Origin of the sequence: Pantoea stewartii subsp. stewartii (assembly GCF_008801695.1) — a bacterium.
Taxonomy (GTDB): Bacteria; Pseudomonadota; Gammaproteobacteria; order Enterobacterales; family Enterobacteriaceae; genus Pantoea; species Pantoea stewartii.
This window is the reverse complement of record NZ_VZPF01000018.1, coordinates 51,522-66,323: the sequence shown is the minus strand read 5'-3', so window position 1 is coordinate 66,323 and position 14,802 is coordinate 51,522. Positions and strand designations below refer to the sequence as shown.

Sequence of the window (14,802 nt, the reverse complement as noted above, 5' to 3'; positions counted from 1 at the left end):
TGGCAAAAAAGCCGGGTAAGGGTATTTAATGTCACAGAACTGGATGCGCCATTTTGAGCTGCAGCTTGTCTCCGAAAATAAGCCCGGGATCAGCCTGAGCGATTTTAAAGTTACTTTTGATATAGAGAGAAATGATAGCCGCTGGCCAGCCACAGCAAAGGTGAAAATCTATAACCTGTCGCAGGAAACGCAGAACCGCATCATGAAGCGTGAATTCGATAAGGTCATTATCATCGCCGGCTATGACGGCATCGCGCCAGACTACACCCGCGATCAGGTCGGGGTAGTGCGTGAAATACGGCCGGAAGAAGTCGGACAGACAGGAAATGCCAATTTCGGCGTGCTGTTTAGTGGCGATATTGAATTCTGTGTCAACGGAAAAGAGAACGTCACAGACTCCTGGGTTTTGATTAAAGCTACGGACGGTCTGAAAGCCTTCACAAATGCCGTAATCAGCACAAATATCGCCAAAGGCTATACGCTGCGTGATGTCTACGATCTTCTTATGCGCCATCTTAAACCCTACGGCATTGTGCCGGGCGTGGTACCAGAATTCCCGCCAACGGTATTTCCACGCGGTGCGACTTTTTACGGGCTTGTCTCTGATTATCTGAGTGCACTTGCAGAAGATATTAATTCCACCTGGCAGTTCAGCTACGGGCGGCTTGATATGGTTCAGAAAGACGTTGCAGCGCATAAAGCCGTTGTGCTGAACGCCGATACCGGCCTTATCGGAATGCCACAGCAGACTATCGGCGCTGGCGTGAATATCCGCTGCCTCATCAATACCAATATTCGCCTGCATGGTCTCGTACAACTGGATCAGGGGTCAGTCTACCGAGCCGAACTGAGCGACGATCAGGTACTAAAAGCGGGTGGCCCTCTCCGCGAACAGGAGACTAACGGCAATCTTACGGTGTCCGGTCTGGCACAGAAAGAGAACCCGGCCAGCATTGCGACCGATGGCGTCTACATTGTCCGCTACATCATGATTACCGGCGACACGCGCGGTAAGGCGTGGTACATGGATATGGCGTGTGAAGCCCGTGGCAATGCAGATGTTTCTTCAAACTCTTTCCTCTTGAAACAGGACTAATGATGAAAAAATTCTTATTGGCCTTTGGACTGTTGGCCGCCACAACAGCTTTCGCGGAGGCTCCGGTTGTCCATTCATATGGGTGCGGTTCATTTAGATTGGATGTGATTGCTAATTCGATGTCGAAAGTGAACGGAGAATACGTTACATCGCAAAAAATTAGGGCGCTGGGTGAGCATGGTATGCAAATGCAGATGACCCTCATGCCAGCCAGTGATGGAAATGATTATGGTTTTGAGTATGTACACCCGGATGGGAGCGACTCGCATTTTCTGAACGTCGAGCTAATCCGCACAAATATGGATCAGCCGCGCCTGATTGGTACTTTTCCATGCCAACGCATTGCAGGATAAGGGGGAGTAATGGCGAGTATTCGGCCTTTCGACAATAACGAAGTAACCGATGCAGTTCAGTATGGAACAATGAACCGCACGAAAGTAGCATCGCCAGGAGTAATCCGCTCATTCGATTCTGAAACGGTCACCTGCACTGTTGAGATAGGCATAATGGGATTAGCCTCAAAACCTGTCGAAGATGCCACTTCAATGGACAGAACGGAATATTCAAATAATGAATACCCTATCCTGATTGATGTTCCAGTGGTATTTCCTCGCGGCGGCGGCTGCACTCTGACATTTCCTGTTCAGCCGGGCGATGAATGTCTGGTGGTGTTTTCCGATCGCTGCATAGATTTCTGGTGGCAGAATGGTGGCGTTCAGCCTCGTGTAGTGGGACGCAATCACACTTTCAGCGATGCATTTGTGATACCCGGCCCACAGTCACAGGCAAAGAAAATCAGCAATATCAGCCCCACCGCCGCACAGCTTCGCACAGACGATGGTGCCGCATTTGTAGAAGTAGCTGCCGGGCACGACATCACCATCCAGACCCCGGGTAAACTCACTGCCAGTGCTAATGGTGGAACCGAAATTACGTCACCGGAAATCGTGTTCAACGGCAATGTGACTATCAATGGCAACCTTTCCCAGGGTATGGGCAGCGGCGGTGGAACGGCAACCATGAATGGCCCGGTGACGGTTAATAACGATGTAACAGCGGGCGGCAAGAGCCTGACCGGCCACACTCATGGTGGCGTGCAGAGCGGTAGCGGCCACACTGGCGTACCGGACTGATGGAGGTATCAGTAAATTATGTTGATGAGCAAAGCAGAGTATGCCCGCTACAGAGGCGTGAGCCGTCAGACTGTCTATGACTGGGTAGCGAAGGGGGCTGTAGTGCTTTCCGGCTCTAAAATTGATGTGACAGCGACAGAGAGCCAGAAGAACTATCCGGTACCAGGTGGTTCTGAAATTAAAACGTGGCCGCATCGCACGCTCGAAATGACGTGGGGCGAATTCTGGAGCGCTGTTAAAGCCAATGACGGTAAAATACCGGCACCAGCCAGCGACGATGAAATTAAACAGCGTGTTCTCGATGCAGCCGATGAGCTTAATTGCGAAGTCCAGTTTCTGGAGGACGGCGGGATCTGGATAGGTGATGGTGAAGCTGAGCATTACTTCAATGTGTATGGCTTACGGGAGAACGCAGAAAACGCTATCACTATGCTGAGGCATGAAGTTTGCTACGCTGCTGAGGCGTGCGGGGATGATCTGGACGACTGGAGCGAGGCAGGAATCAGGGCCTTGTCTGAGTGGGCGAAACATCCAAAAGAAGCATAACCTACCAGTGCACCCGCGAATCTGAACGGTTTACACTTTCAATATTAATCGGGAATGCGAAACGGATTTGGTTTACACATTTGACACCCCAAGCGCAAGAAAGCGGGGGTATTTCGTTAAATGTGTAAAGTGGGTTTACAGCGGGCAATAAAAAAGCCCGCGATCGGAGGGCGCAGGCTTTTAATTAGTACCGGAATTACCATTATCACGTGGCAAAGGCATTATACCAACTTACTCTATTTTTGAAAGCCTCTGAGAACGGATAAAGCCCATGACACCTGAACAGACAGCACTCCTTTCTATCGCGGCCATTGAGCACTACGGCGAAACTGTAACCCCTTCCGAATTGCGCGAAATTAAGCGTTACATACACACCGGAGCAGCCAGGCGGGAACGATTCGAGCAGTCGATGAACAGTCCGACATGGCAGTGGCAAAAGCCAGCTAAGCGCCGGTGACCAGCCGACAGATTTGTCGGTAGATGACATTGCGAGGCAGCAATTCTGACGCACAAACCAAAGCCCGAATATGGGCTTTGCTCACCATGGTTGTAACTCATTGAAAATGTTCCAACCGCCAAATATGGCGTCTGCTCAGAAAGTAGTCGATACGGCGATGTGCAGATTTGCATATCGGACACTTACTCAGAAAGTGCCGATACCGAGATTCCGGTATCGCTCGTCGAACTTTGCGCCGACGAAATTCTAATGTTCAAATCCTTCACGTTAAATAGGTAGAGGACTCTGGCTACAGGTAGATAAGGGTAGATAGCCAAAAATTCATTACCTACCCTCTGGAAGCCTTGTGTCGCAAGGGCTGAGGTCAATTAGGTAGACAGGTAGACAACCAGAAGCCAAAACTTTTAAACGCGCACCCCTATAAACTCAAAGCAGTGCAAATCAACTGCGTACGTTAAACGTACGGACATCGCAACCCATTGAATCAATGTAGTTATAGCGAAATGCTAGAATCGGCTAACCCATGGATTCCTTCCCCAGCCCCCAATGGTGGATGGGATTTCAAACACGAACAGTATTCGGGTTCGCCTGAACATAACCATTACTTAGGTTTGAGTAATGGCGCAGATTTGCGCCATGAAAAGGGCTGCACTGTAAACGCTGCTCTTGGGGATGATTGGTTTTTCAATCATGAGGAAAATCAACACAGTACAGAGTTGAACAGTATCCGTAAGCCAAATCTGGTTTACGTATCAAATCAGCTGATTAACAAACCCTCTTTAAGAGGTTTGGCTCGTAATTTGTGCGGGACTAAAAGAGACGCGCAAGCTTTGCATACCGAAATCATCGGTTCGCAGAAATTGTGGGTAACTGAAAGTCACTCGCAAGACGACCCGAAATGATCGGGGCAGTCCTTAACGGAGGGTTACGAAACTTTCGTAGGTATAACGATTTCGGTGATCCCTTTGCTGGCAGGCAAAGGACAAATTTGTCCTTTGGAATGGTTTAACGAAACTTTCGTAAAACTTGCCGCCAGAGCCAGCCAGGAATAATCCCTTCTCTGGCTGGCGTCTCTTTAGTTGACAGATGCACCATTGAGACTGATTACCCTCTAAAGCGTTCCTGCTGGTATACTCGCCCGCCTGATTTCGTTCCCATGCTTTTCCCTTCGTGCGTTACTATGCGTCAGTCCGTGGGGTAATCGGTGGGGTAATAAATTCGAATTTTTGCCATAGTTTGAATTTAAACCGTTTAAAATCAACAGGTTTAATGTAAATGCTTAGTTATCGCCACAGTTTTCACGCTGGCAACCATGCCGACGTGCTTAAGCACACCGTACAGAGCCTCATCATCACTGCGTTAAAAGAGAAAGAAAAACCGTTTCTCTATCTGGATACGCACGCCGGTGCAGGACGTTATCAACTCAGCGGCGAGCACGCAGAGCGCACGGGTGAATATCTGGAAGGCATCGGACGCATCTGGCAACAACCGGACGCGCCCGCCCTGCTGCAACCCTATTTCGATGCGATTCATGCCCTGAACCGTAACGGCACGCTGCGCTACTATCCTGGCTCTCCGCTAATCGCCCGCCATCTGCTGCGCCCTGAAGATAAGATTCAGCTGACCGAGCTGCATTCCAGCGATTATCCGCTGCTGCGTACCGAGTTCAGCAAAGACAGTCGCGCGCGCGTTGAAAGGGCCGATGGCTATCAGCAGCTAAAAGCGAAGCTGCCACCGCTGTCACGTCGTGGACTGATACTGATTGATCCGCCTTACGAAATGAAAAGTGATTACCAGGCCGTCGTAAAAGGCATTCAGGAAGGTCACAAACGTTTCGGTACCGGTATTTATGCGCTGTGGTACCCGGTCGTCTTGCGTCAGCAAATCAAACATATGCTGCGCGAGCTGGAGGCCACGGGCATCCGTAATATCCTGCAGATTGAGCTGGCCGTGCGCCCCGATAGCGATCAGCGTGGCATGACCGCGTCCGGCATGATTGTCATCAATCCCCCGTGGAAGCTGGCCGATCAGATGAACACGCTGCTGCCGTGGCTGCATCAGAAACTGGTGCCAACCGGCACAGGCCATTTCAGCGTTAACCAAATCGTACCTGAATAATTCCTTTCCCAGCTTAACGTCGCCGCGCACAGCACGGCGGCGTTGAACGTAGGTCATTTTTATGTGGATCATTCTGGCGGGCGCGCTGGCCGCCCTGCAACCGGCGAAACGCCTCTCTCTGTTATTACTCGCGCTGGCAACGGCGCTGGGCGTTTATCAAAACGTCCTCGACTGGCCCGTTACCTTTGTGTTTGCGGCTGTCGCTGCCCTGGTCGCGTTTCGTATCTACGATCGCCGGAGTCGGCGATGGCAGATCGTCAGCGAAGCCCTTCTGGTGTTGATTGCGCTGGCGCTGATGCTGCACCTTATTCCGGGATTCAATAATCCCCTGCAGGTCGAGGCGGTTAAGGTCGGTGCCCGCAGCGTGCCCTTCTCATTTTCCTTTAATTTCGATAAAGCGCTGATTCCTTTTCTGCTGCTGGCCTGTCTGCCGACGCTGTTCAACGCAGAGGCGCATCCGCCGCGCTCGCCGGCCTGGTGGCTCGCGCCTGTCGCCGCCGTGCCGCTGCTGTTGGGCAGCGCCGTGTTGCTGGGCGGCCTTGCCCTTGAAACGCACCTTCCGGACTGGCTGGGATCGTTTGCGCTGGCCAACCTGTTTTTTGTCTCACTGGCCGAAGAGGCGTTTTTCCGGGGTTATCTCCAGCAGCGCCTGCGCCAGAAATGGGGCGGCGTGATCGCCCTGCTGGTAACGGCACTGCTGTTTGGTCTGGCCCATGCATCTGGCGGCGTGCTGCTGATGATCTTTGCCGCGCTGGCCGGACTGATTTATGGTCTGGTCTGGCACTGGAGCGGCCGCCTGTGGCTGGCGACCGCGTTCCATTTTGCGCTCAACATGGTCCACCTGCTGTTCTTTACCTACCCTGCGCTGGCGCACTGATCCCTACAGCGTGAAGACCGCCAGGTCGTGCGCCATCTCAGTGTCAGGGAAAATGCGCTGGCATTCTGCCAGCAGGCGCGCCATGTCCCGGGCGAGGTAACGCGAACTAAAATGGGTGGCAATCAGGCGCTTTGCTCCGGCCTGCTTTGCCACCGTTGCAGCCTGTAAGGTGGTAGAGTGACCGCGCCCGTTGGCTTTTTCAGCCAGCGCCTCTTCCAGCGTGGTTTCATGCACCATCACATCAACGCCCGCCGCCAACTGTAACGCGACGTCAGTGGGCGCAGTATCACCAAAAATGGCCAACGTTTTGCCTTTCACTGGCGGCCCAAGATACTCAGCGCCGTTAACGGTACGCCCGTCTTCCAGCGTAATCGTGTCGCCCTGCTTTAACTGCTGATACCAGGGTCCGCGCGGTACACCCTCTGCTTTCAGGCGAGGCGCATCCAGAAAACCGGGTTTGTCATGCTGCTCAATGCGATAGCCAAAGCAGGCAATGGTGTGATTCATCGGCCAGGCGGTCACGCGAAATTCGCCATCATCCAGTACCTCACCCGCGGCGATCTCGACGATCTCCAGCGGGTAATCGGTATACGAGCTGGACAGCGACAGTGCCGTTTCAACGAAGGCTTTCAACCCTGCTGGACCGTAAACCGTCATTGGCGTGGTTAACCCCGCCATCGAGCGACTGGTAAGCAGGCCCGGCAGCCCAAAAATATGGTCGCCATGAAGATGGGTGATAAAGATTTTATCGAGTTTGCCAGGCTTCAGGTCTGAGCGCATAAACTGGAGTTGCGTGCCCTCACCGCAGTCAAACAGCCAGGTGGCGCCGCTTTTGTCGCGGGTAAACGCGATGGCAGTGACATTGCGTTGCAGACTCGGCGCGCCCCCGCCGGTGCCAAGAAAAGTCAGGTACATGCTATGCTTCCCTGTAAATAATGAAACGATAAGGCCTGTTACAATCATAGGCGCAATTTTTGCGACGCCGTACTCTGCGGCGTTACACTCTCTATCACTTTCCCAGTAACCGGATGAGACTTCCATGACCCGACATTATGACTATCTCGCCATCGGCGGCGGCAGCGGCGGTATCGCTTCAATTAACCGTGCAGCAAGCTATGGCCAGACGTGCGCCCTGATTGAAGCCAAAGCGCTGGGCGGAACCTGTGTCAACGTCGGCTGCGTGCCGAAAAAAGTAATGTGGCACGCCGCACAAATTGCCGAGGCCATTCATCTTTACGGGCCGGATTATGGTTTTGATACCACCGTTAATCGCTTTGACTGGGCCACGCTGGTGAAAAACCGTAGCGCCTATATCGATCGTATTCACCAATCATACGACAATGTTCTGGGGAAAAATAAGGTCGATGTGATCCACGGTTTTGCCCGTTTTATTGATGCCCATACCGTTGAGGTGAATGGCGAAACGATCACCGCCGATCATATTTTGATTGCTACGGGCGGACGCCCGAGTCATCCCGACATTCCCGGCGCGGAATACGGGATTGATTCTGACGGCTTCTTTGAGCTGGATGCCCTGCCAAAACGTACCGCCGTGGTCGGCGCGGGCTATATCGCCGTTGAGCTGGCGGGCGTGGTAAACGCATTAGGTTCAGAAACCCATCTGTTTGTTCGCAAACATGCGCCACTACGCAATTTTGATCCGCTAATTACGGATACGCTGGTTGAGGTGATGAATGCGGAAGGCCCAACGCTGCATACGCAGGCGACGCCAAAAGCGGTAGTAAAAAATGCCGATGGCAGCCTGACGCTGCAGCTGGAAGACGGCAGTGAATACACGGTTGATTGCCTGGTCTGGGCGATTGGACGCGTTCCTGAAACCGACGGTCTGAATATTCAGGCAGCGGGTGTGGCGCTGGACGAGAAAGGCTACATCAAGGTCGATAAATTCCAGAACACCAACGTGCCTGGCGTTTATGCCGTCGGCGATAACACCGGTGCCGTTGAACTGACGCCGGTCGCCGTCGCGGCGGGCCGTCGCCTGTCAGAGCGTTTGTTCAATAACAAACCGGATGAGCATCTGGACTACCGCAATATCCCGACTGTGGTGTTCAGCCATCCCCCCATCGGCACGGTGGGCCTGACAGAGCCGCAGGCGCGCGAACAGTACGGTGATGATCAGGTGAAAGTCTACAAGTCCGCCTTTACCGCGATGTACACCGCCGTCACGCAGCATCGCCAGCCGTGCCGCATGAAACTCGTCTGCGTCGGTCCGGAGGAAAAAATCGTCGGCATTCATGGCATTGGCAGTGGTATGGACGAAATGCTGCAGGGCTTTGCGGTTGCGTTAAAAATGGGCGCGACCAAAAAAGACTTTGATAATACCGTGGCGATTCACCCGACGGCGGCGGAAGAGTTTGTCACCATGCGCTAACCCGTTCCTCTCTGCTGCCGACAGACAGCAGAGAGACCACCGCTCGCTGGCCTTCGCGCCAGTGAGCGATTTATCAGTTGAAATAGGTCTCCCGCAGCGGCGTCAACGCCGCACCGAGTGCCGAGCTGTCGCCCTCAATAGTGCTCAGCAGAATATCCGGATACTCCGCCGAAATATTCCAGCGTTTGCCCGAACTGACCCGGGGCATGGCTAAAAACATTTCGCCCAGCTTACGGGGCAATTCGCCGCCTAAAATAATGGCACCGGGATCGATAACGGCATTCAGGGCATCCATGGCCCGATGTAAATTGGGCGTGACTTCGTTGACCCATTGCCGGGCAATGGGCCAGTCCGGATCGAATTTATTATTCAGATCGCGAATGTTGTGAATTTCAATACCGCCGTTGCGCAGTCGATCAATTAAGATCCCCAGCGCAGGACGCAGTTTGCCCTCTTCCGACGAAAAAATCCGGCTGATCTCGCCCGCATTGCCAAAAGCGCCCTGAAACGGTTTGCCGTTAATGACAATGCCGCCACCAAAGCCGTAATTAAAAGAGAGGTAGCCGAAGGTCTCGTAGTGCAGGCCCGCGCCCAAAAAAGCTTCTGCATGCGCGGCCGTCGTGGCGTTATTTTCAATCCAGACGGGCCGGTCAAACAGCGTCATAATTTCACGGCGCAGATCAATGCCCATCCAGTTTTTCAGCGGTTCTGGCGGATTAAAATATTTCCGGGAGTCATACAGAAAGCCCGCCATGCTGTATCCGACGCCACACACTTTTTCTGACGAAATACCAATATGTTTTAAGGTATCCAGATAATGGCGTTTGAGATCCAGCAGCGTTCGGGCAGGATTGCCGGGCAGCGTGTCCAGCACGCAGTATTCGATAATATCGCCGCGGAAATTAATCAGGCTTGCCGCCACGCTGTCAGAGTTAATGGAAATACCGTAACTGTAACGTGCGTCCGGATTCAGGGATAACGACGGGCTGGGCTTACCCCTTCCCTGTGAGGGTGATTCCCCCAGGCTGAGAAAACCGTTTTCGGTCAGTGTATCAACAATACGGTGAACCGATGACTGATTCAGAATCGTTTGTGAAACCAGCGAGGAGCGGGAAATGCCATGATTGCGGCGAACAAGCTCAAGAATAAGTTTTTCACTGCGATTAAGTTCGACTTCATCACGACCTGAATATCCATGAACCACCACGTTATCCTCACCGTTTTAATGACAGGTTCTGTTACACCCTAGCACGCTTTTATGCATTCCGAATAGTCATGCGCCTGACCTTTACGTGCTGTGTGAACATGCTGATTCAGGACGATATTCCTAAAAAAAATCGCATCACCAAATCATCATAATACTGACACAAAACAGGCCGACACTCTAATTTCATGCGTAAAGCATTATATTAAATCAGCGTTTCCCGTTGCTGAGTCATTGTGCAGCACAAGGTAAACGAACGAGCTCAGGACCTTTCACAAAATGAACGGATTAAGAATGGATACGCGCGTAAAGGTGATTGAACGTATTGCTCAAGAGGCATCACAGCTGGCGCTGGATTATTTCAGGCAGCTCAGTGAATTAGAAATCTGCGAAAAAAGGCCCCAGGATGTGTTCAGTGAAGCAGATCAGGAGGTTGAGAAGCTGATTCGTCAACGTCTGGCGCAATATTTCCCCAATGAACGCGTCGTTGGCGAAGAGCAAGGCGGCGAACTCAGTGACCGTTACTGGTCGGTCGATCCGATTGATGGCACCAGTAACTTTCTCCGTGGCTCGTCGTTATGGGGCATTTCTGTCGGTTATGTCATCGACGGCGAACCGGTCATCGGGGTGATTGTTCATCCGGTGTTAAACATCATGCTGAGCGGGGGCAAGGAAGGCCGGCATTTATTTTAACGGCCAGCCTTTTACGCGACCCGAAATCGCCCAGGGACTCAAAACCGTTGCCATTGGCGACAGTCCTTCATGGGGCTTCACCCACCAGCTCTGCATTGAAAAAGCGTACCGGGATACTGGCTGGAATGTGGTGCGCTACCGCTGTGCCACCATCGGTTTAAGCTTTAGTGTGCTGGGCTATGTCGATGGCTATCAGGAGTGCTTCAGCAGTATGTGGGATGTTTCCGCGGGCTATGCCCTATGCAAAGCCGCAGGGCTTGATGCTCATCTGGCCGGGAGCCAGGAAAAAAGTTCAACACATGTGAGTGTTGGCACCGCGGCACTCAATCGCCTTTCCGCCCAGTTTATTCCGCACCCCCGCTTTACCCCCGCCTGAATATCCGTCAGTCCGCGCTCTCTTCCTGCCGTCTTTTCAGGACAGCGTTTCGGCGCTGTCCTCCCCGCTTTTTTCTTCATATGACCGACAAACGTTCTGCCTTCAATATTATTCACTATGCATGATAATAGTTATCAGAGTAAATGTACGAAATCAAAGCAACTCATTATTATCATGTTAAATATGGGTTTTATAAAATTAATAAATTCTTAACCTGCCTGAAATTGCCTAATTTCGCCGCATCAAATTATTATGCGCATCGCATTAATTAAGATGCACACATTTCTTCAATGACGGGGCAGCCATACGTGAATACGCTTGAAATCAATAATGCCATGCTCAGATTCGACGACTTTGTCGCGCTGGACGGCATTTCACTGAAGGCCGAAAAAGGACAGTTCGTTTCCCTGCTGGGTCCGTCTGGATGTGGCAAAACCACGCTGCTCAAAGTGATTGCGGGCTTTTACAGCCTGGACAGCGGGGAAGTCCTGATTCACCAGCAGGACATGCATCAGGTTAAACCTGAGCACCGCGATACGGCCATGTGCTTTCAGTCCTATGCGCTGTTCCCTCACCTGTCTGTGGCCGAAAACATTGGGTTTGGGCTGAAGCAGAGGAAAATGGCCAAAGCGGAGAGACAGGATCGCGTCACGCAAACCGCCTCTCAGGTCTCGTTAAACGCCCACTTACCGAAGCTGCCTGCGCAGTTATCGGGCGGTCAGCAGCAGCGTGTCGCGCTGGCCAGAGCGCTGGCTGTGCGGCCCGAAATCGTGTTGTTCGACGAACCGCTGTCGAATCTCGACGCCACATTACGCGACAGAGTCCGCCTCGAAATCCGCCAGCTGCAGCGTTCACACGGGTTTACCGCTATCTATGTGACCCATGACCGTGCAGAAGCCCTGTCCATGTCTGACGTCGTCGTGGTTATGAACGCCGGACGCATTGAGCAAACCGGCACCCCTGAAGATATTTATTACTCGCCGGTTAACCGGTTTGTTGCGGGCTTTGTTGGCCAGGCGAATGTGATGAAAGCGCATGTCATTGACGGTGACAGTCACACCGGAATGTATCGTGTTTCCTGCGTGCTGGGTGAAATGAACATTCACAGTCCTGTTCCGCCCCTTTCCGACAAGGTATACACCTTCTGGCGTCCGGAAGACGCTCTGCTGAGCGAACAGGAAACCGGTATGAATACCCGTGCTTTCGAAATAGGTGCCGTGAGCTTTCTGGGCAACCTGTCCGAGCTACAGGTTCACCCAAAGGACCATGAAGAGCCGGAATACCAGTGGCATATTCAGTTAGTCGGTAAAAATCACATTCGGGAAGGAGATAGCGTTAATTTTTCCATCGCGCCTGACAGGATTCGCTTTTTGCAGGAAAGCTGGTCATGAAAGTGCACAACCGAAACATAGTCGCCTGGTTACTGGTGCTGCCTGCGGTCGCTCCCGTCGTGCTCACCCTGATTCTGATTGTCGTTATGGCCATCGCGCAATCTGTCGGACTGTTCAACTTTGGCGCGCCTGCGCATTTTACGCTGCAGTACTGGGAAACCATCCTGAACGACAGTCAGCTGTGGCGCGCCACCGGCTATTCCCTGAAAATTGGCGTGGTCAGTGCCGTCCTGTCTGTGGCGCTGGCCCTGCCGCTGGCGCTGTGGCTGAGAAAGCCCTTTCCCGGCTCTGTGCTGATGAGCGGCTTACTGAAAGCCCCGTTGATGGTACACGGGCTGGTCGCCGCCCTGCTGTTCATCAATCTGATTTCCTGGCAGGGCTTTATTAACCTCGGCCTGCTCAAACTGGGCATCATCTCGCAACCCATTCGTATGCAGAATGATCGCTGGGGCATTGGTGTCATTATCCTGCAGGTCTGGAAACAGCTTCCCTATGCCCTGTTGATCATCACCGGCAGCCTGCGCGCTATCGGGGACGAAATCGTTGATGCGGCCCGCGATCTGGGCGCAGGCAAAACCGCCCGCCTTTTACAGATCATTCTGCCCTTATCCATCAAAGCCGTTCAGGTCTCGCTGATCCTGATCTTCATTGGCGCATTGGGCGACTTTTCATTCCAGGTCGTGGCTGGACCCACCAGCGTTTTCTCCCTGTCGCAATACATGCTGCGCTTTCCGGAAATCAGCGCCCAGGGCTGGAACCTTGCGGCCGTGGTGGCGGTGATATTAATGCTGGCGGCGTTTGTCGGTGCGGTGGTGCTGGCCGGTTTGGCGAAGTGGCTGCAAAAAGTGGGAGAACATAAATGATGAGAGCCAGAAAAAGCATGTCGCCCCTGCGTATCATGATGATGATCCTGATTACCGCACTGTTCATGTTGTGGCTGGTGATCCCCTTTATTCTGACCGTGCTGTGGTCCTTGGTGGATAAAACACATCCCTGGGCCTGGCCGGATGCCCTGCCGCCCGTGCTTTCCCTGGGCCGCTGGGTCGAAGTCTGGACGACCACGGCCCTGCCGCAGGCGCTGAAGAACAGCTATTTACTGGCGGCAACCGTCTCTGTGCTCACGTTGCTACTGGCCCTGCCAGCGGCCTGGGCGTTTGGCCGGATGTCGTTTACGGGTAAATCCCTGCTACAGAATGCGATTTTGCTTCCGCTCATTGTGCCCGGCTTTGTGATTGCGCTGTTTTTTTCCATGCTGTTGAACGTGGTGGGCATCCACAGTCGGTTTGTCGGCATTTTACTGGGACATACCATCATCTTAATGCCCTATGCCGTGAGGATTCTGACCCTTTCCTTTTCTCAAATACGTCAGGACACCCTGGATGCCGCCCGCGATATGGGCGCGTCTGTAGTAAATCGTTTTTTAGTTGCCTGCCTGCCAACTATCAGACCCGGCATATTTGCGGCCTTAATTATTGTCTTTACGTTATCCATCGAAGAGTTCGCCATTAGCTTTATTGTCGGCTCGCCGGATTTTATTACCGTACCGACCATTCTTTATTCTTATCTGGGTTACAACTTTATCAGACCTAATGCCGCTGTTATTTCTTTAATGCTGGTCGTGCCGAATGTCATTTTAATGCTGATAGCTGAAAAATTACTGACAAAGAATCCCGTCGCCGCTTTTGCTGGAAAAGGCTGACGGTTATTAACTCGCTTAACTGGGGAAAATCATGTTCAGACGATCTGCCACCTTATTATTACTTGCGTGGGCTTTTTGTACTCAGGCTCAGGATATTACACAAATGGACTGGCAACACATTGTTGACGAGGCTAAAAAAGAAGGGAAATTAACCTGGTACCAATGGTATTACCAGGATCGTCTTAAAGAGCAGGTCAGCCTGTTTGAAAAACAGTACGGTATTGCTGTTACGATCTCTGAAGGTCCGCTGCAAGGCAATATTAATAAACTCATGGCTGACCGGGGACGGGAAACAGGCGATATTGATGTATTTTCGATTGGCGGAGGCGCATTCGGTACGGTATCGCCTCAGCAAACGTTTTTTGGCCCGATTAATACGCAGCTGCCGGAAGGCAAAACCCTGAACTACACCATTGAGGGTACGGACAGTAAAGGTTATGGCGTGGCATTTTGGGGCAATCAGACGGGCCTGGCCTACGATTCGCGCCGCATGAAAGAAAGCGAGTTGCCCCGTACCCTGCCGCAGCTCACCACCTTCCTGCAGACTCATCCTCAGGAGTTTGGCTTTAACGTGGAAAACGGCGGTTCCGGTCCGGCGTTTATTGAATCTGTCACGCGTACGCTGGTGCCTGGCTTTGATTTCACCAAAGGCGATGCGGATGTAAAAAGCCTGACGGCGGCTTTGTTGAATAATAGGTAATCATTCTGTTTTGTCTTCACTGTTTTGGTAGAAAACGCTGATGCCAGACAGAACACCGTCATACGCAAGCATGTAACGCATTGATTTTATGTTATCTGAAACAACCGTTTTCATAGTACC

Annotated in this window: 16 protein-coding genes; 14 read left to right on the top strand and 2 right to left on the bottom strand. The window is 52.4% G+C overall.

Features of this window, described 5'->3' with window-relative positions; all coding sequences use genetic code 11:
• Window positions 1-28 precede the first annotated feature (28 nt).
• From F7Q90_RS26600 to F7Q90_RS07115, 7 genes are all read left to right on the top strand, one after another.
• Complete coding sequence (locus F7Q90_RS26600) at window positions 29-1,096, top strand: hypothetical protein (RefSeq protein WP_006121108.1); 1,068 nt, start codon at window positions 29-31, stop codon at window positions 1,094-1,096.
• A complete protein-coding gene (locus F7Q90_RS07140) occupies window positions 1,096-1,449 on the top strand; it encodes a hypothetical protein (RefSeq protein WP_237166094.1) in 354 nt (117 codons plus the stop codon). The genes F7Q90_RS26600 and F7Q90_RS07140 overlap by 1 nt, the downstream gene beginning before the upstream one ends.
• 9 nt (window positions 1,450-1,458) lie before the next feature.
• A complete protein-coding gene (locus tag F7Q90_RS07135; protein ID WP_044242714.1) occupies window positions 1,459-2,229 on the top strand; it encodes a phage baseplate assembly protein V in 771 nt (256 codons plus the stop codon).
• Window positions 2,230-2,247: 18 nt separating this feature from the next.
• Entirely contained in the window at window positions 2,248-2,775 is a 528-nt protein-coding gene (locus F7Q90_RS07130) for a hypothetical protein (RefSeq protein ID WP_044242716.1), read from the top strand.
• 960 nt (window positions 2,776-3,735) lie between these two features.
• Window positions 3,736-4,134: a hypothetical protein gene (locus F7Q90_RS07125; protein ID WP_141119399.1), complete on the top strand. Its 399-nt coding sequence runs from the start codon at window positions 3,736-3,738 to the stop codon at window positions 4,132-4,134.
• Between the two features lie 373 nt (window positions 4,135-4,507).
• Window positions 4,508-5,350 carry a 23S rRNA (adenine(2030)-N(6))-methyltransferase RlmJ gene (locus F7Q90_RS07120; protein WP_006121111.1) on the top strand — a complete coding sequence of 281 codons (843 nt, stop codon included), beginning with the start codon at window positions 4,508-4,510 and terminating at the stop codon, window positions 5,348-5,350.
• Window positions 5,351-5,411: 61 nt separating this feature from the next.
• On the top strand, window positions 5,412-6,227 hold the full coding sequence (locus tag F7Q90_RS07115; RefSeq protein ID WP_006121112.1) for a CPBP family intramembrane glutamic endopeptidase: 816 nt from the start codon (window positions 5,412-5,414) through the stop codon (window positions 6,225-6,227).
• Window positions 6,228-6,230: 3 nt separating this feature from the next.
• Here the strand turns inward: F7Q90_RS07115 and rnz are convergent, their stop codons facing one another.
• Window positions 6,231-7,142 (bottom strand): ribonuclease Z, encoded by a 912-nt coding sequence (gene rnz / locus F7Q90_RS07110; RefSeq protein WP_006121113.1) that lies wholly within the window; start codon window positions 7,140-7,142, stop codon window positions 6,231-6,233.
• A gap of 124 nt (window positions 7,143-7,266) precedes the next feature.
• On the opposite strand from rnz, the gene gorA reads away from it, so the two are divergent.
• Window positions 7,267-8,619, top strand: coding sequence for a glutathione-disulfide reductase (gene gorA / locus F7Q90_RS07105; protein WP_006121116.1), 1,353 nt, complete (start codon window positions 7,267-7,269; stop codon window positions 8,617-8,619).
• A gap of 73 nt (window positions 8,620-8,692) precedes the next feature.
• On the opposite strand, the gene F7Q90_RS07100 is transcribed toward gorA, so the two are convergent.
• Window positions 8,693-9,823, bottom strand: coding sequence for an ROK family transcriptional regulator (locus F7Q90_RS07100; protein ID WP_006121118.1), 1,131 nt, complete (start codon window positions 9,821-9,823; stop codon window positions 8,693-8,695).
• A gap of 294 nt (window positions 9,824-10,117) precedes the next feature.
• Between F7Q90_RS07100 and F7Q90_RS27075 the strand changes: the two genes are divergently transcribed.
• From F7Q90_RS27075 to F7Q90_RS07075, 6 genes are all read left to right on the top strand, one after another.
• Window positions 10,118-10,516, top strand: coding sequence for an inositol monophosphatase family protein (locus F7Q90_RS27075; RefSeq protein WP_237166095.1), 399 nt, complete (start codon window positions 10,118-10,120; stop codon window positions 10,514-10,516).
• A 130-nt stretch (window positions 10,517-10,646) separates the two neighbouring features.
• Complete coding sequence (locus F7Q90_RS27070; protein ID WP_237166096.1) at window positions 10,647-10,892, top strand: hypothetical protein; 246 nt, start codon at window positions 10,647-10,649, stop codon at window positions 10,890-10,892.
• Between the two features lie 290 nt (window positions 10,893-11,182).
• Window positions 11,183-12,283: an ABC transporter ATP-binding protein gene (locus F7Q90_RS07090; protein ID WP_044242719.1), complete on the top strand. Its 1,101-nt coding sequence runs from the start codon at window positions 11,183-11,185 to the stop codon at window positions 12,281-12,283.
• Entirely contained in the window at window positions 12,280-13,146 is an 867-nt protein-coding gene (locus F7Q90_RS07085) for an ABC transporter permease (protein ID WP_006121120.1), read from the top strand. The genes F7Q90_RS07090 and F7Q90_RS07085 overlap by 4 nt, the downstream gene beginning before the upstream one ends.
• Window positions 13,146-13,982: an ABC transporter permease gene (locus tag F7Q90_RS07080; RefSeq protein WP_006121122.1), complete on the top strand. Its 837-nt coding sequence runs from the start codon at window positions 13,146-13,148 to the stop codon at window positions 13,980-13,982. Before F7Q90_RS07085 ends, F7Q90_RS07080 begins: the two co-directional genes overlap by 1 nt.
• Before the next feature lie 103 nt (window positions 13,983-14,085).
• On the top strand, window positions 14,086-14,682 hold the full coding sequence (locus tag F7Q90_RS07075) for an extracellular solute-binding protein (RefSeq protein ID WP_237166097.1): 597 nt from the start codon (window positions 14,086-14,088) through the stop codon (window positions 14,680-14,682).
• Window positions 14,683-14,802 lie beyond the last annotated feature (120 nt).

What these genes read in the sequence shown, in the direction of transcription:
- F7Q90_RS07085 (WP_006121120.1), top strand. Translation starts at nt 12,280, where the DNA reads ATGAAAGTGCACAACCGAAACATAGTCGCCTGGTTACTGGTGCTGCCT.
- F7Q90_RS07130 (WP_044242716.1), top strand. Translation starts at nt 2,248, where the DNA reads ATGTTGATGAGCAAAGCAGAGTATGCCCGCTACAGAGGCGTGAGCCGT.
- F7Q90_RS27075 (WP_237166095.1), top strand. Translation starts at nt 10,118, where the DNA reads ATGGATACGCGCGTAAAGGTGATTGAACGTATTGCTCAAGAGGCATCA.
- gorA (WP_006121116.1), top strand. Translation starts at nt 7,267, where the DNA reads ATGACCCGACATTATGACTATCTCGCCATCGGCGGCGGCAGCGGCGGT.
- F7Q90_RS07115 (WP_006121112.1), top strand. Translation starts at nt 5,412, where the DNA reads ATGTGGATCATTCTGGCGGGCGCGCTGGCCGCCCTGCAACCGGCGAAA.
- F7Q90_RS07090 (WP_044242719.1), top strand. Translation starts at nt 11,183, where the DNA reads ATGACGGGGCAGCCATACGTGAATACGCTTGAAATCAATAATGCCATG.
- F7Q90_RS07135 (WP_044242714.1), top strand. Translation starts at nt 1,459, where the DNA reads ATGGCGAGTATTCGGCCTTTCGACAATAACGAAGTAACCGATGCAGTT.
- F7Q90_RS07125 (WP_141119399.1), top strand. Translation starts at nt 3,736, where the DNA reads ATGCTAGAATCGGCTAACCCATGGATTCCTTCCCCAGCCCCCAATGGT.
- F7Q90_RS07075 (WP_237166097.1), top strand. Translation starts at nt 14,086, where the DNA reads ATGGACTGGCAACACATTGTTGACGAGGCTAAAAAAGAAGGGAAATTA.
- F7Q90_RS07140 (WP_237166094.1), top strand. Translation starts at nt 1,096, where the DNA reads ATGATGAAAAAATTCTTATTGGCCTTTGGACTGTTGGCCGCCACAACA.
- F7Q90_RS07080 (WP_006121122.1), top strand. Translation starts at nt 13,146, where the DNA reads ATGAGAGCCAGAAAAAGCATGTCGCCCCTGCGTATCATGATGATGATC.
- F7Q90_RS07120 (WP_006121111.1), top strand. Translation starts at nt 4,508, where the DNA reads ATGCTTAGTTATCGCCACAGTTTTCACGCTGGCAACCATGCCGACGTG.
- rnz (WP_006121113.1), bottom strand. Translation starts at nt 7,142, where the DNA reads ATGTACCTGACTTTTCTTGGCACCGGCGGGGGCGCGCCGAGTCTGCAA.
- F7Q90_RS26600 (WP_006121108.1), top strand. Translation starts at nt 29, where the DNA reads ATGTCACAGAACTGGATGCGCCATTTTGAGCTGCAGCTTGTCTCCGAA.